The organism is Paenarthrobacter sp. NPDC089322 (genome assembly GCF_040684895.1).
In the GTDB taxonomy this organism is placed as follows: domain Bacteria; phylum Actinomycetota; class Actinomycetes; order Actinomycetales; family Micrococcaceae; genus Arthrobacter.
Genome location: NZ_JBFBGW010000002.1, coordinates 338,408 through 359,266, shown reverse-complemented (window position 1 = coordinate 359,266; position 20,859 = coordinate 338,408). Strand labels below are relative to the sequence as shown.

Below are 20,859 nucleotides of genomic sequence, written 5' to 3'. Positions count from 1 at the left end.
CGGCACCTGGTTGTGGCAGCAGAACAACGGGTTCCAGAGCAATGCCACTGGCCTTCCAGGGCTGCCGCACCCCAATGATGGTGCGAACCGGGAGGAATACTACCGACTTCTGTCAACGCCTGAGGGTTTTGACAATATTTGCCCCATAGGGCGCCGGATGTGGCGGCGTCGCCGGGGCAGGAGTGTTGCCACATATGGATAATGACCAGGTTGTAGCCGTTAATGATGAGGCAGCTCCCGCGGAGACTGCGGAAGCGCCCAAGAAGACCACCCGGACCAGGGCCACACGAACGCCACGAAAGGCTGTGCCCGCAGCGGAGGAAAGCCCGGCATCCGAGGCCGGGACCGTTCCGGCCGGGACTGCCGGAACGGAAGAGGCAACGGAAGCACCCGCCACGCCGGTCCGCCGCAGCCGCGCCCGCAAAAAGACTGAGCCTGCGGAGACCCTGCCCGGTCTGGACGCGGAAACCACCGCTGAAGCCCTCCCCGCGACGTCCGCGGAGGCCGCCCCGGAGAAGCCGGTCCGCCGTCGTCGTACTGCCAAGCCTCAGGCTGAAGCGGCAGAGCCCAAGGCTGAAGCAGCAGCGGAAGTTGCTCCAGTGGCGGCGGTCGAGGAGACTTCGACGCCGGAAATGGCGCCGGAAGAACAGCCTGTTCCTGATGCGGCTGACGCACCGGTCGCAGTTGAGACTCCGGTCGACGATCAAGCCGAAGCAGTCGAAGGGACGCCTGCCGCCGAAAAGCCGTCGGTTGAGGCAGCAGCAGAAGTCGCGCCCGTTGAAGCGGAACCTGGGCAGGAGGATGCCGCGCCCGGATCCACCGCCTTGTTCCTGGAGCCGGTGTCCATCACGTCCATGATCTTCCAGGCCCCGGACCTGAGCACCGTGGTTCGCCCCGCCGCGGACGAGGCCGAGGACGAAGAGGAGACGTCCGAAGCCCGTGCCGAAGGCGACGCGGATGATTCGGGAAGTCGCCGCCGTCGCCGGAGCCGTGGTCGCCGTGGTCGCCGGGGTGCCGAGCGCGAAGAGGCCGAAGCAGAGGACGGTTCCGTCGCAGAGGATGAAGAAGCCCCCGCGGAGGAACCCCTTGAAGAAGGGGTGACCTCACGTCGTCGTCGGCGGCGCCGCCGTGGTGACCAGGACCTTGAATTGACCGGCGGCTCGGATGACGACCCGCCCAACACGGTAACCCGCGTGCGCGCGCCCCGGCCGATCACCGACTCCAGCAGCTCCAACAGGGTAGCCAGTGTCAAGGGATCGACCCGTCTTGAGGCGAAGAAGCAGCGGCGCCGTGAATCGCGCGAAACGGGACGCCGGCGCCAGGTCATCACCGAGGCTGAATTCCTGGCCCGCCGGGAGTCGGTTGACCGGCAGATGATCGTCCGCCAGCGTGACGACAGAATACAGATCGGCGTCCTTGAAGACGGCGTGCTGGCTGAGCACTTTGTGTCCAAAACCCAGCAGGACTCATTGATCGGCAACGTGTACCTGGGCAAGGTCCAGAACGTCCTGCCCTCCATGGAAGCCGCCTTCGTTGACATTGGACGCGGCCGCAACGCGGTGCTCTATGCCGGCGAGGTCAATTGGGACGCGGTAAACCTCGAGGGTCAGCCGCGGCGTATTGAAAACGCCCTGAAGTCCGGCGATTCGGTTCTCGTCCAGGTGACCAAGGACCCGGTTGGCCACAAGGGTGCGCGCTTGACCAGCCAGATTTCGCTCCCGGGCCGTTACCTCGTCTACGTGCCGGGTGGATCCATGACCGGCATCTCCCGCAAGCTGCCCGACGTCGAACGGAACCGCCTCAAGCGGATCCTCAAGGATCGTTTGCCCGAAAACGCCGGTGTCATCGTCCGCACGGCGGCCGAAGGTGCGTCCGAGGAAGAGCTCACGCACGACATCAACCGCCTCCGGGCACAATGGGAAGGAATTGAGGGCCAGGCCTCGTCCACCAAGGTGCTTGCGCCGGAACTGCTCTACGGCGAACCCGACCTCACCATCAAGGTGGTCCGTGACGTCTTCAACGAGGACTTTTCCAAGTTGATCGTTTCCGGCGACGATGCGTGGGACACGATCGAGGCCTACGTTACGTACGTTGCCCCCGATCTCGTGGGCCGCCTCGAAAAGTGGACCAAGGATCAGGACATTTTCGCTGCCTGGCGCATTGATGAGCAGATCCACAAGGCGTTGGAGCGCAAAGTGTTCCTGCCGTCGGGCGGTTCCCTGGTCATTGACCGTACCGAGGCCATGACAGTGGTGGACGTCAACACCGGTAAGTTCACCGGCAGCGGCGGAAACCTGGAAGAGACGGTCACCAAGAACAACCTTGAGGCTGCCGAGGAAGTGGTTCGCCAGCTGCGGCTGCGCGACATCGGCGGCATCATCGTGATCGACTTCATCGACATGGTCCTGGAGTCCAACCGGGACCTGGTGCTTCGGCGCTTGGTGGAGTGCCTCGGCCGTGACCGCACCAAGCACCAGGTGGCGGAAGTGACATCGCTGGGCCTCGTCCAGATGACGCGAAAGCGTATGGGCACCGGCCTGCTTGAGGTGTTCGGGGAGCAGTGCGAGCACTGTGCCGGCCGTGGCGTCGTAACCCATGACGAACCCGTGGAACACCGCCGCGCAAACACCGTGGCCGCCGAGCACCACCGTCCGCATGCGGAACCTCAACAACCCGCAGGCCGGACGGAACGCAAGCGTCGCCGCGGCAAGGGTGGCGGACAGGGCCCCGCAGAGTCTTCGACGCCGGTCCACACCTCTTCCGCTCCGCCGGCACCTACGGCAAGCGTTGAGGCCGTTGACCCGGTTCGCCAGGCCAAAGCCGAAGCAACCAGGGCCGCTTTGGCAACCATCGCCGCTGCGGCGCATGCGGCCCACCTGCACGACGACGAGATTCATCGCGCGGAGGAGCAAGCACGCGCTGCGGCCGGCCAGCAGCACGCCGATGCCGCTGGTGCAACCACAGGCAGTGCTAAATCATCGTCCGAGGCGGGCGGAGCGGACACTCCTGACTCCCATGAGGCAGGCGCCACCCGGCAAGGGCGGACCACTCCCGTCCTTCGCTTTGGCGGGGAAGAGGTTGCCCTGCCGTTCGTTGAGCACCACGAAGAGCCCGCAGCGAGCAAGCCGGCCATGAGCCTGGATCTTCTGGCCGAAGCATTCTCGCACCTCGGCGCACCCGCCCCGGAGGAAGAGGCTTCTCGTCCTGCCGGGTCCGAGGCCGCATCGCCGTCCCGGGGGCGCCGCGGACGCAGGAACCGAAGCGCGAGCAGGGCACAGGGCGCCGCCAACGAGACGAGCGTTGAGCACCACGAGGTAGCAGCCTCCGCGGCGGGTGGGTCATCGCACGAGGCCAAGGCCCCCGGGGAACCCGTCAAGAAGACTGTGGCGGAAGAGCCCATCATCCTCGGGGTCGGAGTACCCGCTTCCGAACTCTAGCCCGGAAATTAAGCACGTGGCTAAGAAGCGCACGTGTGGCATGGGAGCCAGAACAGAAGGGCCCCGCGTTCACCGCTCACTGCGGCGAACGCGGGGCCTTTTGCCGTGCGGACAAGCCGGGAGGCGGCTCCGGCCGATTTGCCGCCGGTCACATCCGGACCCGAACGGTGTATGGGTTGCAGGGCGCCATTGCTTCCCGGCTAGGCTTGGAGGTTGACACGGGGTGCCGGGCGAAGGGCCGGGCTGAGATCCAGACCCGTTGAACCTGTCCGGTTAGCACCGGCGAAGGGATGTCCTGATGACTTCATCGTCGTTTTCTCCTGTCTACCCCCTGGCTGCCGTGGGCCGGCCCCATCCCCGGGTGCTCAGCATTGCCGGCTCTGATCCCTCGGGCGGCGCCGGCATCCAGGCGGATCTCAAGAGCATCGCTGCCCATGGCGGCTATGGCATGGCGGCGATCACGGCGCTCACGGCGCAGAACACCCTGGGTGTCACCGCGGTGCACGTGCCACCCGTGGAGTTCCTTCGTCAGCAATTGCTTGCCATCAGCAGCGACGTCGCCATCGATGCCGTCAAGATCGGGATGCTGGGTGACGCGGCTGTTGTCCACGAAGTCCGCACCTGGCTCGAAGAGGTACGTCCCGCCGTCGTGGTTGTTGACCCGGTGATGGTGGCCACCAGCGGCGACCGCCTCCTGCGGGAATCTGCCGAGGCCGCATTGCGGACGCTCCTGCCGTTGGCTGACCTGATCACTCCCAACCTTCCCGAATTGGCCATGCTGCTCGGGGAGTCCGAGGCCGGAGACTGGGCCTCGGCGCTCGACCAGGGGAAACGGCTCGCAGCTGAATGCGGCACCACGGTTTTGGTGAAGGGAGGACATCTTGCAGGCGGCGAATGCCCTGATGCCTTGATCAATACAAGCGGACTCTTGCGGCAGGACGTGATAGAGGTGGCCGGTCCCCGCGTGGCGACGGTCAACAGCCACGGTACCGGTTGCTCGCTCTCTTCCGCGCTGGCTACGGTCCAAGCCCGGACAGGTGACTGGGAAGCTTCCTTGCGCGAGGTGAAGCCATGGCTGCTGCAGGCCCTCACGACGGCGGACCGGCTGGAAGTCGGCAGCGGCAGCGGACCGATCAATCACTTCCACCACCTCACCGACACCTTGCGGCCCGGCGACTTCGCGGCGCGGCTGTGGCAGGAAGCGACGCCGGAACTGGAGGCCATCTACGGCCTGCCCTTTATTCAAGGACTGCAGTCGGGCGCTCTTCCGGAAAGCGGGTTCAACTACTATCTTGCCCAGGACGCCATCTACCTCAACGGCTATTCGAGGGTCCTGGCGAGGGCTGCAGCACTTGCCCCGACGGAGGAAGAGCAGTTGTTCTGGGCACGGTCGTCACAGCAATGCCTGGAAGTGGAGTCGGAACTGCACAGGAACTGGCTGAGTACCCGCCAGGCTTCCACCCGGACAGGACCGGTCACCAAGTCGTATGTTGATCATCTCGTGGCATCGTCGGCCGCGGGCAGTTACGCGGTACTGCTGGCAGCGATCCTGCCGTGCTACTGGTTGTACGCAGAGGTAGGCCAGGAACTCCACGCAGCCTATGTGGCTGCCGGCGCGTCCAGCGACCACCCGTATGCCGAGTGGCTCAAGACCTACGCCGACGAGGACTTTGCCGCGGCAACCAGGAAAGCCATCGACTTCACGGACGTCGCTGCACGCATGGCTTCCGGCGCCGAGCGCGCTGCGATGGTGGAGGCCTTCGCGCAATCCTGCCGTTACGAAACAGCCTTCTTTGACGCACCCAGGTTGTACGCCTGAGGTTCAGGCTCGAAGGAAGCATTGCCCGTTCCGTTGTCCGTTGCCGCGCGTCGTTTCGCAGATCCCGTCATGCGGGTCCGGGCGCTGTAAGCTGTAGGGGCACGGTGCCGGGCGAGCCCCTTTCAAGCTGGTGACAAACGTCACTTGGCGGCCTCCAGGCCCGGCCTCATTTGCAGCTGAAGGTCAAACTAGCGTAATCTTGATCTTCGGTGCTTACGCCAACACTTGGGTTATGCCCCTTGGAATTGTTCATGGGATGACTCGCGGGCTTCGATCCGAAGTCCACGGCGTTGAGGCACAGCGCGAATCAGGCCCGAATTCCGGTTCAAGGTTCCGCACGCAAATTTAGTAAGAAACGTCGAGAGAAGTGAGTACCCAAGTGGTGTACGCGATTGTCCGCGCAGGCGGCCGCCAAGAAAAAGTTTCCGTTGGAGACTACGTAACGCTGAACCGCGTCCCCGGTGGAGCCGGCAGCACGCTTGAGCTGCCCGCCTTGCTCCTGGTTGACGGCGACAAGGTCACCTCCGCAGCTGCGGACCTGGCCAAGGTAAAGGTCACGGCTGAAATCCTGGAAGACCTCCGCGGTCCCAAGATTGTCATCCAGAAGTTCAAGAACAAGACCGGCTACAAGAAGCGCCAGGGTCACCGTCAGGAACTGACCAAGATCAAGATCACGAGCATCGCGTAACTTTCGTTACCGCTGTTCAGGTTTTCAGTTTCCCCAGAAATTTAGAGGCAGGCATTTCACATGGCACACAAAAAAGGCGCGAGCTCCACTCGCAACGGTCGTGACTCCAACGCACAGCGCCTCGGCGTCAAGCGTTTCGGCGGTCAGGTAGTTTCCGCAGGCGAAATCATCGTTCGCCAGCGTGGCACCCACTTCCACCCCGGTGCAGGCGTCGGTCGCGGTGGCGACGACACCCTGTTCGCCCTGCAGGCAGGTGCGGTTGAGTTCGGTACTCGCCGCGGCCGTCGCGTGGTGAACATCGTTGCTGCTGCAGCTGCAGAGTAACAACAAGTTCTGAACCGGTGGAGCGGGCCAAACGGCCCGCTCCACCGTTCTTTTAACAGCATTACAATCTACTAGGGCGCCGCCGTGGGCCCTGGAAACAGCAATTGTGCTGAACGCAGCACCAGAGGAGATTCACGTGGCCAGCTTTGTAGACCGGGTAGTCCTGCACGTATCCGGCGGAACCGGCGGCCACGGCTGTGTCTCTGTCAAGCGGGAGAAGTTCAAGCCCTTGGGTGGTCCCGACGGCGGAAACGGCGGCAACGGAGGAGACGTCATCCTTCGCGTGTCTGCCCAAACCACCACTTTGCTGGACTACCACCATGCCCCGCACCGCCACGCCACCAACGGTGGCCCGGGCATGGGCGACTGGCGGGGCGGCAAGAACGGCGAAACCCTGGTTCTTCCCGTGCCGGACGGCACCGTGGTGAAAACCAAGGACGGGGAAGTCCTGGCTGACCTGGTGGGTGAAGGCACGGAATTTGTTGCTGCCGCCGGTGGCCAGGGCGGCCTCGGAAACGCCGCGCTTTCCTCGCAGAAGCGACGCGCGCCCGGTTTTGCCCTTCTCGGCATTGAGGGTGAATCCAGCGACATCGTCCTGGAATTGAAGTCGATTGCAGACATCGCACTGGTCGGTTTCCCCTCCGCGGGCAAGTCGAGCCTCATTGCTGCCATGTCGGCTGCACGCCCCAAGATCGCCGACTACCCGTTTACTACCCTCATTCCCAACCTTGGCGTGGTCCAGGCCGGTGACGTCCGCTTCACCATTGCCGATGTCCCCGGGCTGATCGAGGGCGCCAGTGAGGGCAAAGGCCTTGGCCACAACTTCCTCCGCCACGTAGAGCGCTGCGCCGCGTTGGTGCACGTCCTTGACTGCGGCACGCTGGAATCCGACCGTGATCCCCTTTCCGACCTTGCCATCATCGAGGCGGAGTTGGAGAAGTACGCCGTCGATATGAGCTACGCAGGTGCCGATGGCGAAGTGGTTCCGCTCAACGAGCGGCCCAAACTGGTGGTCCTGAACAAGGTGGACCTCCCGGACGGCAAGGATATGGCGGAGTTCGTACGCCCCGATCTCGAAGCCCGCGGCTACCGGGTTTTCGAGGTGTCTGCTACCAGCCATGAGGGCCTGCGCCAGCTCGGTTTCGCCATGGCTGAGATCGTTAAAGCGGCCCGGGATGCCGTTGAGACCGCACCTCCCAAGGTTGCCCCGCCCGTACTGCGTCCGCGTGCCGTCAACGAGACCGGTTTCCGCATTCGCCGCGAGGAGAAGAACCTCGAACCGCTCTTCCGCGTGCTTGGCGAGAAGCCTGTCCGGTGGGTCAAGCAGACCGACTTCACCAATGAGGAAGCCATTGGCTACCTCGCTGACCGCCTTGCCAAGCTCGGTGTTGAGACGGAGCTCTTCAAGGTCGGCGCCAAGCCCGGGGACACCGTGGTCATCGGTGAAGATGACGGCGTGGTCTTTGACTGGGAGCCCACCATGATGGCCGGAGCCGAGCTTCTGGCAACTCCGCGTGGCACCGATATCCGCATCGCTGATATCGGGGATCGTCCCACGCGTTCGCAGAAGCGTGAAGAGCAGATCGAGCGACGCGAAGCCAAAGCCGCAGCGCGGGCAGAGCTCGAAGCCGAGCGCAAGGCGGGGATTTGGACCGAGTCCGTCAGCCGCCGTCGCGCCCAACCCGTAAAGGAAAGCACCCTGGATACCGGTGATGACGACTAGGACTGCCGAAGCTCCGAACGCAGAAGTTCTTGAGCGGCAGGCGCTGGCCGCAGCCAAGCGGATTGTGGTCAAGGTCGGTTCGTCCTCGCTGACCAGCATCAAGGGCGGGATCTCGGAGAGGTCGCTGACAGGGCTGGTCAACGCCTTGGCGGACAAACGCAACGCTGGCACGGAGATCATCCTTGTTTCGTCGGGGGCCATCGCAGCCGGTCTAGCGCCGTTGGGCCTGGCCAAGCGACCCAAGGACCTTGCCACCCAGCAGGCGGCGGCCAGCGTAGGGCAGGGCCTTTTGATGGCCCGCTACACGCAGGCCTTCAGCGCTCACGGGGTCACTGTCAGCCAGGTGCTGCTGACCGCGGACGACCTCATGCGCCGGACTCAGCACACCAACGCCTTCAGGGCGCTGGACCGTCTCCTGAACCTTGGCGTGGTGCCCGTAGTCAACGAAAACGACACCGTGGCCACACATGAAATCCGTTTCGGGGACAATGACCGCCTGGCAGCCTTGGTGGCTCACTTGGTTCGCGCCGACGCCCTTGTACTGTTGTCCGACGTCGACGCGCTCTACGACGGACCACCGTCGCAAGGAGCACAGCGGATCCCCTTGGTGCGAGGTCCGCAGGACCTGGAAGGGGTAACCATTGGCAAGGCCGGCAAGGCCGGTGTGGGTACAGGCGGGATGATGACCAAGGTCGAGGCCGCGTCCATCGCCGCCGGTTCCGGGATCCATGCCCTGGTCACGTCAACGGCCAATGCCGCCGCTGCCCTGGCGGGCGAGGATGTGGGAACCTGGTTTGCCGTCAACGGGAACCGGAAGCCCGTCCGCCTTTTGTGGCTGGCCCACCTCGCCACGGTCCACGGGCGGTTGGTGCTCGACGACGGCGCGGTGAAAGCCGTGCGCGACCGGCATCGGTCACTGCTTCCCGCTGGAATTTCAGACATCGCCGGTGACTTTGAGGCCGGGGACGCCATCGAGATGGTTGCCCTGGACGGGACCGTGATAGCCCGTGGCCTGGTGAACTACTCCTCGGAGGAGCTGCCGCGCATGCTGGGACGCTCCACCCAGGAACTCGGACAGGCGATGGGCCGGGGCTACGACCGCGAAGTTGTTCATGTTGACGACCTCGTGCTCCTCCGGGCCGCCCGCTCATCTAAACTTGGAGCATGACTGAAGCGCTGACCCCTGACGCCCCTGTGATTTCCGACGTTTCCGGTGCTGCCGCCGCTACGCCGGAGAGCCCCGTGGCAGGCGGCGTTCCGTTGTCTCCGGAGGACCTTCAAGCTGCCGTCTATTCCATTGCAGACCGCTCCCGGAATGCCGCCAGGCGCATGGGCCAGGCCAACCGCGCGTGGAAGGATCGGGCCCTGCACGCGATTGGCCAGGCCTTGCTGGACAACCGAAAGCACATACTGGACGCGAACGCCAAGGACGTTGCTGCCGGCCGTGCCAACGGTACGTCGGCCGCGCTGCTGGACCGGCTTACCCTTACTCCTGCCCGCATTGATGGCCTGGTAGCTGCACTGGAGAACCTCGCGGGGCTGCCGGATCCTGTGGGCAACGTGGTCCGTGGACAAACCCTGCCCAATGGCCTGCGCCTTCGCCAGGTCAACGTTCCCATGGGCGTCGTGGCGGCCATTTACGAAGCCCGCCCCAACGTCACCGTGGACATCGCAGGGCTGGCCTTGAAGAGCGGAAATGCCGTTATTTTGCGTGGCGGCTCTGCTGCAGCCAACACCAACGAAGCCCTCGTGCGGATCCTCCGCGAAGCCCTCGATTCCGTAGGCCTGCCCGCGGACGCTGTACAGACGGTAGACCAGTACGGTCGCGAGGGCGCCAACGTGCTGATGCGTGCCCGTGGGCGGGTGGATGTCCTGATTCCGCGTGGTGGCAGGGAACTCATCCAGACCGTGGTCACCAACTCTGCCGTGCCCGTCATCGAAACCGGCGAGGGCAACGTCCATATCTTTATCGATGAGTCGGCCAGCGAAGAGATGGCAGTGGATATTCTCTTGAACGCCAAGACCCAGCGGCCGAGTGTGTGCAACACGGTGGAAACCCTGCTGGTCCACTCCGGTTCACCTGTGCTTCCCGCGGTTGCTGCCGCCCTGCGCTCGGCCGGAGTCAGGCTCCATGTGGACGAGCGAATTGCCGCGGCTTTGGGCAAGGACGTGGAAACCGTTCCTGCCGACGATGAGGATTGGGCAACGGAGTACATGGACCTTGACCTTGCGGTCGCCATGGTTGACAGCCTCGACGACGCCGTCAAGCACATCCGTACGTGGACGACGGGGCACACCGAGGCAATCTTGACGAACAACCTGGCCAACGCCGAGAAGTTCATCTCCGAGGTCGATTCTGCTGCGGTGATCGTGAATGCCTCAACGCGGTTCACCGACGGCGGCGAGCTTGGCTTGGGAGCAGAAGTTGGAATTTCTACCCAGAAGCTGCACGCCCGCGGCCCCATGGGCCTGACCGAGCTGACCACCACCAAATGGATCGTCCAGGGTGAAGGCCAGATCCGCGGCTAGCAACGCTGTAACATAGAACAGAAGTCCGGAACGGTGGAAAGGTCCGCCGTCAAGAATCCTTTGAGAACCAACTAGGGGAGAAGATGCTGTTTCAGCAGATCGCCACGTCCATTGCCGCCCAAACCGAAGGCGGCCACGAGGAACTTGCTCCGCTGTGGGCAGAGCCGTGGGTCTTCGGTGTTGTGATGTTCGCCCTCCTGCTGGTTCTCATGTTCGTCACCCTCTCCTACACCAACCTGGGCAACCGCCACGAAGCCGTGGAAGAGCACTCGGATCCGCACCGCCAGCACCCGAACAAGCACACCCACAAGCAGGGCCACTAACATCATCGCCGCAACACCGCGTGGGGAATCGGAGCGCAGGCTTCGGCTGGGCGTGATGGGTGGCACGTTTGATCCCATCCATCACGGCCACCTTGTGGCTGCCAGTGAGGTCGCCGCCAAGTTTGACTTGGACGAAGTGGTCTTCGTGCCCACCGGCCAGCCTTGGCAGAAGTCAAGCAAGAAGGTCAGCAGGCCGGAACACCGGTATTTGATGACGGTGATTGCTACCGCTTCGAACCCCCGGTTCACGGTAAGCCGTGTGGATGTGGACCGCCCGGGCCCTACGTACACCATTGACACGTTGCGTGACCTGAGGGCGCAGCGTCCCGATGCGGACCTCTTCTTCATCACGGGTGCTGACGCCTTGGCCCAGATCCTTTCCTGGAAAGACGTGGACGAGCTCTGGTCGCTGGCGCACTTCGTCGGTGTTACCCGTCCCGGACACGAACTGAATGATTTGGGTCGCACGGATGACGTGAGTCTTCTGGAGGTGCCGGCCATGGCTATTTCCTCCACGGATTGCCGAAACCGCGTGAATGAAGGAAACCCGGTGTGGTATCTCGTGCCTGACGGCGTGGTGCAGTACATCGCCAAGTATGGACTGTATGCCGCGAAGCCTGCGGCAAATGAGTTCGCGCCGTCATTGTCCGGATCAGACGACCAAGCACGTACTGAATGAGTTTTGAATGAGCAGCCAGGAACAGCGACCCATCCGTAGCCGGCGTGAGCTTCGCCGGGCCCGCGAAGAGCAGCAACAAGCGGCCCAAGCGACAGTGGCTGTAGACGCCGCAGCGGCTACGGCACCTCCTGCTGGCCAGAAAGTCGCCGCTGCTCAAGGATCCGAGGCTCAAGGACCCGATGCCCAGGGAAGCGCCCGTAATCGGCGTGCTGCCGACGCACCTGTGGACGCCCTTGGGTCAGCGGCACAGGAACGGTCCTCCCAAATCCGCGCACGGGACCGCGCAGCCCTTCGCACCATCAAGGAGCTGGCGGACAAAGAGGAGCAACTGTCCGGGGGCGGTCCGCCTACGCGCAGGCAACTGCGCCTGCAGCAGCTGCAGGCTGAAGTCGCTACGTCGGCCAACCCGATTATTCCCGCACCCGGTGCCAAGCTGCAACCGTCCACGTCTTCACCCTCCTCACCGGCTGGATCGCCTGATTCCTCAGGATCCGGCGAGGCACCTCCAGTCAAAGCCACCACCCAGGGCGAAAAGCAGCCTGCGGCGAATGGCCAGGAGATGTCAGTAGAGCAGGCTCTCGCAGTCCGCGAACTGATTGCGGCGCAGGTGCAGAACCAGACAGCCAAGCTGGAGCATATCGCCGAGCAGGATCCGCTTGCAGTGGATCCGGAAGTCCTGGCGCAGCAGATTGCGCTTGCCGAACGTGCCGCGGTCCTGAACAAGCGCGCTGCGGCCAAGCAAAAGCTCGCGGAGCAGAACCAGGCTGAACAGCACCAAGCCGGCAACGCCAAAACGCCTGCCGCTGCGGGTGGCCCCTCAACGGCAAATAACCTCGCCATGGTCACCCCGCTGGAGTTCGTGAAGGTTCCGGGCATCGAGCGCCCCGTCATGAAGCGTCCCAGCACAACTTTCGTGCCGGTAGTGACGTCTTCTGGACCAAAACTTGAGACTTCTTCTCCTGCTGCCCCCGGAAAGGGTGCGCGCGGCCGTGCGGGTGTCCTGGCCAGGGCCGAAGCTCTTGCCCGGAATGCCCGGAAACGTCCTGTCACCGCCGACCAACCGGTCGAGGAAGCCCAACGTCCCCCCGTTTCCGCCAGCACTGCCTACGGTCTCGATCCCCTCGACGCGAGTACTGCGGGCCTGGCCAGGGCGCAGCGCAACAGGCTGCTGCAATACGGTGTCCTCGCGTTGGGCATCGTGGCGCTCATTGTCGGCATCATCATGATTACGAGCGGTTAGTTCCGCTGGAAACGGCTTACGCCACATCAAGGCCATCGGCCATAACAAGGAGTCCCCGTGTCTGCACATGAACAATCCATCACCCTCGCCCGTCACGCCGCGCGTGCCGCTGCAGGCAAGCTCGCAGAAGACATCGTCGCCCTGGATGTCAGCGAAAGGCTTGCCCTGACTGACGTGTTCCTCATCGCCTCTGCTCCGACTGAACGCCAGGTCAACGCCATCGTCGATGGCATCGAGGAAGAACTGCTGAAGCAGGATCTCCGGCCGGTCCGCCGCGAGGGCCGGTCGGAAGGCCGCTGGGTTCTGTTGGACTATGCCGACATCGTCATCCACGTCCAGCATGCGGAAGACCGTGTCTTCTACGCGCTTGAGCGGTTGTGGAAGGACTGCCCGGTGGTAGACCTTGAACTGGGTGACGAAGCCTCCGCCAATGCTGTTTCTGCCGAGGATATTGAGCAGTAGCAGGAGCGCGGCGTCCGAATATGCCCGATTTGGAATTATCGGATTCGCTGTTCTAAGATATTTGAGTTGCTTCGGCGGGAATAGTAGAAAAACTCCCGGTGAAACGGCAAGGATATGGGGCTGTGGCGCAGCTGGTAGCGCACCTGCATGGCATGCAGGGGGTCAGGGGTTCGAGTCCCCTCAGCTCCACTTTGAGGTCCTGCTTTCGTGATGAAGACATGTCATCCGGAAAGCAGGACCTTTGTCGTTTCCACGCATATCCGGGCGGCGCAGAGGCACTTCGAGCTCACCCGGATGCGTGATGCAGTTCACTCTGCCTCGATTTCGCTTCTCGAGGGAATGTGGTTAGTATTGACGAGTTGCTTCGGCAGGAAGGGAAGTCTTCCTCACCGGACCAGCAACTTTCCGGGGCTGTGGCGCAGCTGGTAGCGCACCTGCATGGCATGCAGGGGGTCAGGGGTTCGAGTCCCCTCAGCTCCACTTCGGATGAGAACCCCGCTCGGTAGAGCGGGGTTTTTCTGTTTCTGCGGGAAACTCTTAGAGGGGTGTACCGCCCCCGGAGAACTGAACCAAGGAAAGCGAGAGCCCGCATCGTGATCGTACAGGACCTGGATACACTGTTCGGCACGCTCAGCAGGATTCCGGACGTCGAAGCGGACAACCTGCATGCCTATGACGCCACGGACGGGCTCCTTCTGGAGACCGCCAGGGACATCATTGGGTCCGGTGCCAAGGTGGTTATTATCGGCGACCGCTACGGAGCCCTAACGCTTGGCACTGTGGCGGGGCTCGGCGTCGAAAATGTCCGCGTCCACCAGGACCTGTATACCGGAAGGCTTGCGTTGCAGCGCAACGCCTCGAGGGCGGGGCTGGAAACCTCTTTCACGGCACATGAACTCGGCAGGGAGCTGTTGGAGGGTGCAGATGCAGTACTTCTGCAGCTGCCTAAGTCGCTGGCTGAGTTGGAGGAAATTGTCGACGCCGTTGCCCGGCATGCCGGGCCGGATGCGGTCCTGCTTGCAGGCGGTCGCGTCAAGCACATGTCCCTGGGCATGAATGCAGTGCTCGCACGATACTTCGAGTCGGTACAACCGCAACTCGCGCGGCAGAAGTCGAGGGTGCTGGTAGCACGGAACCCCATCCCGACTACAGGAATGGCTCCCTACCCCCTCCTCGACTACCTTCCGGAACTCGGCCTGAGCGTGTGCGCTCACGGCGCCGCGTTCTCCGGAGCGCGCCTGGACATCGGCACCCGCTTTCTGTTGACTTTCCTGGACAGCATGCCCGATGCCACCCGGGTTGTGGACCTTGGGTGCGGTACCGGTATCCTCGCAGCAATGTATGCCCGCCAGCGGCCTGCCGCGCGCGTCGTGGCAACCGACCAGTCGGCCGCAGCTGTGGCGTCCGCCCTAGGCACCGCCTTGGCCAACGGTCTTGAGGACAGGATCAGCGTGGTCCACGACGACGCCATGTCCACGCTCGAGCCGGCCAGCGCGGAGCTCATCATGCTGAACCCGCCTTTCCATCTGGGGTCCAGCGTGCATGCAGGGGCTGCGCTGAAAATGTTCCAGGCCGCAGCGACAGTCCTGGCACCGGGCGGCGAACTGTGGACCGTGTACAACAGCCACTTGCAGTACCGGACGGCGCTGGAAAAGATCATCGGACCCACGGTGGTGGAGGGCCGTAATCCGAAGTTCACCGTGACGAGGAGCCGACGCGCGGGGAAGTAGTGCGGACGGTGTCGCATACAATTCATTGGCATCGTTACCAAGCCCTGACCCTGATGGCTGCGTGTGCGCGTAGGCGTGGGGTCGTAGGTATCGTACGATTCAGACACATATGAAGTTCGATGGAGTATTTCCGAATGACGAGGGGATTCAGTGACTGAGATCCGGCAGCCGACCATGAGGCGCGGAACGAATCTACCCCGAATGGGGGACTTCAATCTGACCGTCATCCTGGAAGCGATCCGGCGGTCTTCCGGTGGACTGAGCAGGGTGGAGTTGGCCCAGATCGTCGGCTTGTCCCCCCAAACCATTTCCAACATTTCCCGTCGGCTTCTCGACCAGCAGTTGATCATCGAGGCAGGCAAAGAGGGCAGCGGCCCGGGTAAGCCACGCACCATCCTGCGGCTCAATCCTTCCGGGATGTACGCAGTCGGCGTTCATCTTGATCCTGCGGTTATCACGTTTGTTGTCCTGGATCTCCTCGGGGATGTCGTCCGGCATTCACGCATGGCTACCCCCGGCGGGGAACCGGCAGCCGTGATCAAGAGCATTGCCGAGCAGATTACGGTCCTCATTGAAGAGTCGGGCGTCGATTCGTCAAAAATCGCGGGACTCGGTGTGGCGGTTCCGGGCCCGATCGACCTTGATGAAGGTTCTGTTGTGGAGCCGCCCCTGCTGACCCGCTGGAACCGGGTTCGCATCCGTGAGGCACTGACGGAAGCCACTGGACTTGAAACGCTGGTGGACAAGGATGTCACGAGTGCAGCGGTGGCTGAAACCTGGGCCGGTGGCGCAAGCGGCGCCGGCAGTTTTGTTTTCATGTACATGGGCACCGGTATTGGCTGCGGCATTGTCCTGAACGACGAAGTGGTCCGCGGGACGTCGGGAAACGCCGGCGAGATCGGCCACATCATTGTTGATCCCCAAGGGCCGCAGTGCGACTGTGGACTTCGAGGCTGTGTGAAGTCCTCGTGTATTCCACAGGTGCTGGTTGCCGAAGCCGAAGCCGCGGGGGTGTTGGACGGCCATGGCGACGACGCTGACGGTCCCGAGGTGCAGGAGCGCTACGCCCTGTTGTGCGACAAAGCCGACGCGGGGGATGAGAAGGCGATTGCCATTCTCGATAAATCCGCCACCCTCGTAGCACGTGCGGTCTCGGTGGTCACCAACACCCTGGACGTGGAGCGGGTGGTTTTTGGTGGCCCGTTCTGGGGTCGGATGTCCAAGTACTTCCTGGACCGGGTTCCCGGCTTGATTGCCGAGAACAGTGCTGCACGCATGATCCATGGAATCGATGTTGTGGGTTCCGGTGTGGGCGAAGATGTGGGCGCCATCGGTGCGGCATGCCTCGTCCTGGAACACACGCTGGCGCCACGTGCCCAACGGCTCCTGCTGGAGGGCTAGCAACTCACCAACGCTCACCGAAGGGATCATCATGCGCCGCCCGCCGAGGTTTGCCACCGTCATTCCGATCGTCGCCGTGCTTCTCGCCGCATCAGCTTGTTCATCCACGCCAGAGTCGCCCGGGGACAAGACGCTGAAGATCGTCTACCAGAAGACGGACTCGTTTACGGCCCTGGACGCCGTGATGCAGGAGGCCAAAAAGGAGTTCGAAGCGGCTAACTCGTCGGTGACCGTCAACCTTGAGCCCATTCAGGCGAACGATGACGATTACGGTACGAAGCTGGCTTTGGCCCAGCGCTCCGCAGATACCGCTCCCGACGTTTTCTATGAGGACACCTTCAAGGTGCGTTCCGACGTCGACGCCGGCTACCTCCTCAAGCTCGACAGTTACCTGGGCAATTGGGACGACTGGGCGAAATTCGACGAAGCCGCCAAGGCTGCCGGCCGCGCCGATGACGGCGGCATCTACGCCGTCCCGCTGGGTACCGACACCCGCGCCATCTGGTACAACAAGGTGGTTTTCCAGAAGGCCGGGATTCCCGTTCCCTGGCAGCCCAAAACGTGGGAGGACATACTTTCCACGGCCCGAGCCATAAAGGCCTCGGATCCCGGGGTCATTCCCTTCAACATGTATGCGGGCAAGGGGACCGGCGAGGGCACTGTCATGCAGAGCTTTTACGAACTCCTCTACGGGACGGACAGTACCCTTTACGACGAGAACGAGAAGAAGTGGGTAGTCGGATCCCAAGGTTTCACTGATTCCCTGGCCTTCCTGAAAACCCTCTATGACGAGAAGCTCGCTGTGAGCCCCGCTGAAGCCCTTGATCCCAACGTGTGGAAGAAGGTGTTTGGCGAGTGGTTCCCGCAGGGCAAACTCGCGGCGACCGTGGAAGGCTCCTACTCGCCGTCGTTCTGGCAAAAAGGTGGAGCCTACGAGTGGGCGGGCTACGAGCAGGACATGGGCGTTGCCATGTTTCCCACCAGGAACGGGCAGGAGCCCGGCGGTGTGAGCATGTCCGGCGGCTGGACCTTGGCTGTCGGCGCAAAGAGCAAGAACCCGGACCTGGCCTTCCAGTTCCTTACCACTGCCTTGAACAAGAAAAACGCCTTGGCTTTCGACATCAACAACTCACAGATCGCTGTTCGTTCCGACGTCGCATCCGAACCGAGCTACCTTGCCGCCAATCCGTTCGTGAAGGACGTCTCGGAGCTTGTCAAAGTAACCCACTACCGTCCGGCCACAGCCGACTATCCGCGGATTTCAACAGCAGTCCAGGTTGCTACTGAGTCCGTGATCACTGGCACGCAGAGCCCCGAGGACGCGGCGGCCGAGTACGACGCCACTGTCCGCAAACTGGTGGGTGAGGACAAGGTCATCGAGAAATGAGTATCCGCCGCTACCTGCGGCTGTTACCGGTAGTACCGGCGATCCTCCTGTTGCTCCTCTTCATGCTGGCGCCGGTGGTGTGGTCTTTCTATGCTTCGTTCACCGACGCTGCCCTATCCGGCCGTGCTGCCCGGGACCCCCGCTGGGTGGGGGCGGAGAACTATGCGCGGATGCTCGGCGACGACTCGTTTCCGGTGGCTGCATGGCTGACTGTGGTGTTTGTGGTGGCCTCGGCGGTGGTGGGCCAGAACGTTTTGGGCTTGTTGATCGCGCTGCTCATGACGAGGTCGCGACGGGCAGTGTCCTCATGGGTTGGAACGGCCGTAGTGGCCGCCTGGGTTCTGCCGGAGATCGTGGCGGCTTTTGCCGCCTACGCCTATTTCAACCGCGATGGGACGTTGAACCAGGCTGTTGGCCTGTTCGGTGGCCAGGGGCCGGACTGGCTGTATTCGTTTCCCTTGGTGGCCATCGTCCTGGCCAACACGTGGCGTGGGACGGCGTTTTCGATGTTGGTTTACCGTGCCGCCCTGTCCGATGTGCCGCGCGATGTCTCCGAGGCTGCCTTGATGGATGGTGCCCGGGGGTGGCAGCGGCTGGCGTTCATTACTTTGCCGTTGATCAGGAGCAGCATTGCCACGAACCTGATGCTGATCACGCTTCAGACTTTGGCCGTGTTCACCCTGATTTGGGTGATGACGGCCGGCGGACCGGCCAATGCCAGTACGACGCTGCCGGTGCTGGCCTACCAGGAGGCGTTCAAGTTTGGCGACATCGGCTACGGCACTGCGGTTGCTTCGGTGCTGATTGTCCTCGGTCTGGTCTTTGGCGGGGTGTACGTCCGGCTTCTCAGGGAGCAGGAACCCCGGGCATTGGCATCACGGGAGCGGCGGCTGTGACGTCATGGAACCGGAAATCAAGGGCAAGGCTCGGCGCCGACGTTTCCCTGGCTTTGATTGGCTTCTGCTTCGTGGCGCCCCTGCTCTGGCTGCTGCTGGCCGCCGTCGACCCTCAAGCCGGGTACCAGACCAAGGTGCCGGCGGCGCCGTCGATGCTGAACTTCACTGCGGTTTTCACGCCGGAGTTACTCTTCCAGCCCCTTGCCAACAGTTTTGTGCTGTCCGCTGGAACGGCGGTGGTCAACCTCTTGGCGGCCGTGCTCGCGGCTTATCCGTTATCCCGGTACCAGTCCAGATTCAATAAGCCTTTCATGTACTCCGTGCTGTTTGGGACCTCGTTGCCCGTGACGGCGATCATGGTGCCCGTGTATGGATTGTTCGTCCAGTTGGACCTGTTGGACTCGATGGCGGCCACCATTTTTTTCATGGCCACCACGACGTTGCCCATGGCGATCTGGATGACGAAAAACTTCATGGATTCCGTGCCGTTGGATTTGGAGGAAGCCGCATGGGTGGACGGTGCCTCGGGGATGGCGGCGTTGCGGACCGTTGTGTTGCCACTGATGAGGCAGGGCTTGGGCGTGGTGTTTATTTTCGTGTTCATCCAGGCATGGGGCAACTTCTTCGTGCCCTTCATCCTGCTGCTTTCCACCGCGAAGCAGCCCGCCGCGGTCACCATTTTCAGCTTCTTCGGCCAGCACGGGGCGATCGCCTACGGACAGCTCGCGGCGTTCTCGATTCTGTACTCGTTGCCGGTACTGGTGCTCTACGCCGTGGTGTCGAGGAGCATGGGCAGCTCGTTTGCCCTGTCCGGAGCTATGAAGGGCTGATTGGAGCCATGCGAGGCTAGTCGATGTCCTCGACGATTTCGCCGTAGGGAATCGATTCATCAAGGTGGGCCTGATGGCCCGTGGGGCCGGGGTTATACGTGATCCGGACACCGTGCCGTTGTTCCGCAGCGGACTGCTGCAAGACGGGCCGGACGGCCAAGGCGACATGCTCTGTCTGGCCGGCGAGGTACTCCTGGTAACGGGCTGGTAGCTGTGGCATGGCAAAAGGATAGACCTCGGAAGCCTCCATGGGGAGGGCTCCCCATTGCGTCCTTAAACGGGGGAGGCTTGGATAGAGTGGCCGTTGCAGGGCCGGGGCGCAGGACGCCGGGTCCCGGCAGCGGCGAAACAAACACCAGCGAGGGGACCACGAGTGCAGCAGACCACAGCCACGGCCGGAATCGACGCACCGGACATGGCCCGTGCCCAGCAACTCGTTGGCAGCATCATCCGTAGTTTCGAGGCCAAGGTGGTGGGCCAGGGCCGGCTCCGGGAGACACTGCTCATCGGACTTTTGACGGGCGGACACGTCCTCCTGGAAAGCGTTCCCGGCCTGGCGAAGACCACGGCCGCGCAGACCATAGCGGAGTCGGTGAGTGCCGAGTTCCGCCGCATCCAGTGCACCCCGGACCTCCTGCCCAGCGATATCGCCGGGACACAGATTTTCGATGCGGCCAAGGGCACCTTCGTCACCCAGTTGGGTCCCGTCCACGCCAACATCGTGCTGCTCGACGAGATCAACCGGTCCAGCGCCAAGACGCAAAGCGCCATGCTGGAGGCCATGCAGGAGAGGCAAACTTCGATCGGTGGCGAATCGTATCCACTACCCGAGCCGTTCCTGGTGCTGGCAACCCAGAACCCCATTGAGCAGGAGGGCACCTACCGCTTGCCTGAGGCCCAAATGGATCGCTTCATGCTCAAGGACGTCCTCGATTATCCCAGCCCGGCCGAGGAAGCCGAAGTGATCCGGCGGATAGATGCCGGTGTGTTCAGCGCAGCTCAAAAACCACCCGCGGCTGCCTCCCTGGATGCTGTTGTCCAAGTCCAGGAACTCGTACGGCGGGTCTACATCGACCCGGCGATCGTGAGGTACATCGTGGGCCTGGCCTACGTCACCCGCAACGCCTCCCAGTACCTCGAACCGCGCTTGGCCAACCTCATCGAATTTGGTGCAAGCCCCAGGGCGAGCATCGCTTTCAGCCAGGCGGCCAGGGCTCTCGCCTTGCTCAATGGCCGGGACCACGTCATTCCGGAGGACGTCAAGAAACTCGCCCACCGCGTCCTTCGCCACCGCATCGTCCTCGGTTTCGACGCTGTGGTGGAGGGAGTTCCTGTGGAAACGGTGATCGACGCCGTCCTTGCATCCGTACAGACGCCGTAGCGGGGGCCGC

18 protein-coding genes, 2 tRNA genes and 1 riboswitch are annotated in these 20,859 nt (G+C 62.9%); of the genes, 19 read left to right on the top strand and 1 reads right to left on the bottom strand.

The window, feature by feature from the left end; all coding sequences use genetic code 11:
- The first annotated feature begins 194 nt into the window (after positions 1-194).
- The 18 genes from AB0N65_RS03710 (at position 195) to AB0N65_RS03625 (ending at position 19,468) form a co-directional block, all read left to right on the top strand.
- On the top strand, positions 195-3,437 hold the full coding sequence (locus AB0N65_RS03710; RefSeq protein WP_364157834.1) for an Rne/Rng family ribonuclease: 3,243 nt from the start codon (positions 195-197) through the stop codon (positions 3,435-3,437).
- A 209-nt stretch (positions 3,438-3,646) separates the two neighbouring features.
- A riboswitch (TPP riboswitch) is annotated at positions 3,647-3,745 on the top strand.
- Complete coding sequence (thiD, locus tag AB0N65_RS03705; protein ID WP_364157832.1) at positions 3,736-5,256, top strand: bifunctional hydroxymethylpyrimidine kinase/phosphomethylpyrimidine kinase; 1,521 nt, start codon at positions 3,736-3,738, stop codon at positions 5,254-5,256. Its footprint overlaps the riboswitch before it by 10 nt.
- Before the next feature lie 379 nt (positions 5,257-5,635).
- On the top strand, positions 5,636-5,944 hold the full coding sequence (gene rplU, locus AB0N65_RS03700) for a 50S ribosomal protein L21 (RefSeq protein ID WP_021470684.1): 309 nt from the start codon (positions 5,636-5,638) through the stop codon (positions 5,942-5,944).
- Positions 5,945-6,004: 60 nt separating this feature from the next.
- Complete coding sequence (gene rpmA, locus AB0N65_RS03695) at positions 6,005-6,268, top strand: 50S ribosomal protein L27 (protein ID WP_070347479.1); 264 nt, start codon at positions 6,005-6,007, stop codon at positions 6,266-6,268.
- Between the two features lie 136 nt (positions 6,269-6,404).
- Positions 6,405-7,991 carry a GTPase ObgE gene (gene obgE, locus AB0N65_RS03690; RefSeq protein WP_364157829.1) on the top strand — a complete coding sequence of 529 codons (1,587 nt, stop codon included), beginning with the start codon at positions 6,405-6,407 and terminating at the stop codon, positions 7,989-7,991.
- Positions 7,981-9,159 carry a glutamate 5-kinase gene (gene proB / locus AB0N65_RS03685; RefSeq protein WP_364157826.1) on the top strand — a complete coding sequence of 393 codons (1,179 nt, stop codon included), beginning with the start codon at positions 7,981-7,983 and terminating at the stop codon, positions 9,157-9,159. The genes obgE and proB overlap by 11 nt, the downstream gene beginning before the upstream one ends.
- Positions 9,156-10,520, top strand: coding sequence for a glutamate-5-semialdehyde dehydrogenase (locus AB0N65_RS03680; protein ID WP_364157824.1), 1,365 nt, complete (start codon positions 9,156-9,158; stop codon positions 10,518-10,520). Before proB ends, AB0N65_RS03680 begins: the two co-directional genes overlap by 4 nt.
- Before the next feature lie 83 nt (positions 10,521-10,603).
- The gene (locus tag AB0N65_RS03675; protein WP_364157821.1) at positions 10,604-10,843 is read left to right on the top strand and encodes a hypothetical protein; all 240 of its coding nucleotides are present in this window, start codon (positions 10,604-10,606) and stop codon (positions 10,841-10,843) included.
- A gap of 4 nt (positions 10,844-10,847) precedes the next feature.
- Positions 10,848-11,522 (top strand): nicotinate-nucleotide adenylyltransferase, encoded by a 675-nt coding sequence (nadD, locus tag AB0N65_RS03670; protein WP_364158010.1) that lies wholly within the window; start codon positions 10,848-10,850, stop codon positions 11,520-11,522.
- Between the two features lie 7 nt (positions 11,523-11,529).
- Positions 11,530-12,762, top strand: a complete 1,233-nt coding sequence (locus AB0N65_RS03665) for a hypothetical protein (RefSeq protein ID WP_364157819.1) — start codon at positions 11,530-11,532, stop codon at positions 12,760-12,762.
- Positions 12,763-12,819: 57 nt separating this feature from the next.
- Positions 12,820-13,224, top strand: a complete 405-nt coding sequence (gene rsfS / locus AB0N65_RS03660) for a ribosome silencing factor (protein ID WP_364157816.1) — start codon at positions 12,820-12,822, stop codon at positions 13,222-13,224.
- A gap of 116 nt (positions 13,225-13,340) precedes the next feature.
- Positions 13,341-13,413, top strand: a tRNA-Ala gene (locus tag AB0N65_RS03655).
- Between the two features lie 218 nt (positions 13,414-13,631).
- A tRNA-Ala gene (locus AB0N65_RS03650) sits at positions 13,632-13,704 on the top strand.
- A gap of 113 nt (positions 13,705-13,817) precedes the next feature.
- Positions 13,818-14,954, top strand: coding sequence for a methyltransferase (locus tag AB0N65_RS03645; protein ID WP_364157813.1), 1,137 nt, complete (start codon positions 13,818-13,820; stop codon positions 14,952-14,954).
- Between the two features lie 201 nt (positions 14,955-15,155).
- The gene (locus tag AB0N65_RS03640; RefSeq protein WP_364157810.1) at positions 15,156-16,355 is read left to right on the top strand and encodes an ROK family protein; all 1,200 of its coding nucleotides are present in this window, start codon (positions 15,156-15,158) and stop codon (positions 16,353-16,355) included.
- A 31-nt stretch (positions 16,356-16,386) separates the two neighbouring features.
- Positions 16,387-17,742, top strand: coding sequence for an extracellular solute-binding protein (locus AB0N65_RS03635; protein WP_364157807.1), 1,356 nt, complete (start codon positions 16,387-16,389; stop codon positions 17,740-17,742).
- Positions 17,739-18,638 carry a sugar ABC transporter permease gene (locus tag AB0N65_RS03630; protein ID WP_364157804.1) on the top strand — a complete coding sequence of 300 codons (900 nt, stop codon included), beginning with the start codon at positions 17,739-17,741 and terminating at the stop codon, positions 18,636-18,638. The genes AB0N65_RS03635 and AB0N65_RS03630 overlap by 4 nt, the downstream gene beginning before the upstream one ends.
- Positions 18,635-19,468, top strand: a complete 834-nt coding sequence (locus tag AB0N65_RS03625) for a carbohydrate ABC transporter permease (protein WP_364157801.1) — start codon at positions 18,635-18,637, stop codon at positions 19,466-19,468. The genes AB0N65_RS03630 and AB0N65_RS03625 overlap by 4 nt, the downstream gene beginning before the upstream one ends.
- Positions 19,469-19,484: 16 nt before the next feature.
- Here AB0N65_RS03625 and AB0N65_RS03620 read toward each other — a convergent pair whose 3' ends face one another.
- Positions 19,485-19,718 carry a hypothetical protein gene (locus AB0N65_RS03620; protein WP_364157798.1) on the bottom strand — a complete coding sequence of 78 codons (234 nt, stop codon included), beginning with the start codon at positions 19,716-19,718 and terminating at the stop codon, positions 19,485-19,487.
- Between the two features lie 123 nt (positions 19,719-19,841).
- On the opposite strand from AB0N65_RS03620, the gene AB0N65_RS03615 reads away from it, so the two are divergent.
- Complete coding sequence (locus AB0N65_RS03615; protein WP_364157795.1) at positions 19,842-20,849, top strand: MoxR family ATPase; 1,008 nt, start codon at positions 19,842-19,844, stop codon at positions 20,847-20,849.
- Positions 20,850-20,859: the final 10 nt, after the last annotated feature.

Bases quoted from the DNA above. Each gene is read 5' to 3' on its own strand.
- AB0N65_RS03635 (WP_364157807.1), top strand. From the start codon at position 16,387: ATGCGCCGCCCGCCGAGGTTTGCCACCGTCATTCCGATCGTCGCCGTG.
- AB0N65_RS03665 (WP_364157819.1), top strand. From the start codon at position 11,530: ATGAGCAGCCAGGAACAGCGACCCATCCGTAGCCGGCGTGAGCTTCGC.
- AB0N65_RS03675 (WP_364157821.1), top strand. From the start codon at position 10,604: ATGCTGTTTCAGCAGATCGCCACGTCCATTGCCGCCCAAACCGAAGGC.
- rpmA (WP_070347479.1), top strand. From the start codon at position 6,005: ATGGCACACAAAAAAGGCGCGAGCTCCACTCGCAACGGTCGTGACTCC.
- proB (WP_364157826.1), top strand. From the start codon at position 7,981: ATGACGACTAGGACTGCCGAAGCTCCGAACGCAGAAGTTCTTGAGCGG.
- thiD (WP_364157832.1), top strand. From the start codon at position 3,736: ATGACTTCATCGTCGTTTTCTCCTGTCTACCCCCTGGCTGCCGTGGGC.
- AB0N65_RS03680 (WP_364157824.1), top strand. From the start codon at position 9,156: ATGACTGAAGCGCTGACCCCTGACGCCCCTGTGATTTCCGACGTTTCC.
- AB0N65_RS03620 (WP_364157798.1), bottom strand. From the start codon at position 19,718: ATGGAGGCTTCCGAGGTCTATCCTTTTGCCATGCCACAGCTACCAGCC.
- AB0N65_RS03630 (WP_364157804.1), top strand. From the start codon at position 17,739: ATGAGTATCCGCCGCTACCTGCGGCTGTTACCGGTAGTACCGGCGATC.
- AB0N65_RS03710 (WP_364157834.1), top strand. From the start codon at position 195: ATGGATAATGACCAGGTTGTAGCCGTTAATGATGAGGCAGCTCCCGCG.
- AB0N65_RS03640 (WP_364157810.1), top strand. From the start codon at position 15,156: ATGGGGGACTTCAATCTGACCGTCATCCTGGAAGCGATCCGGCGGTCT.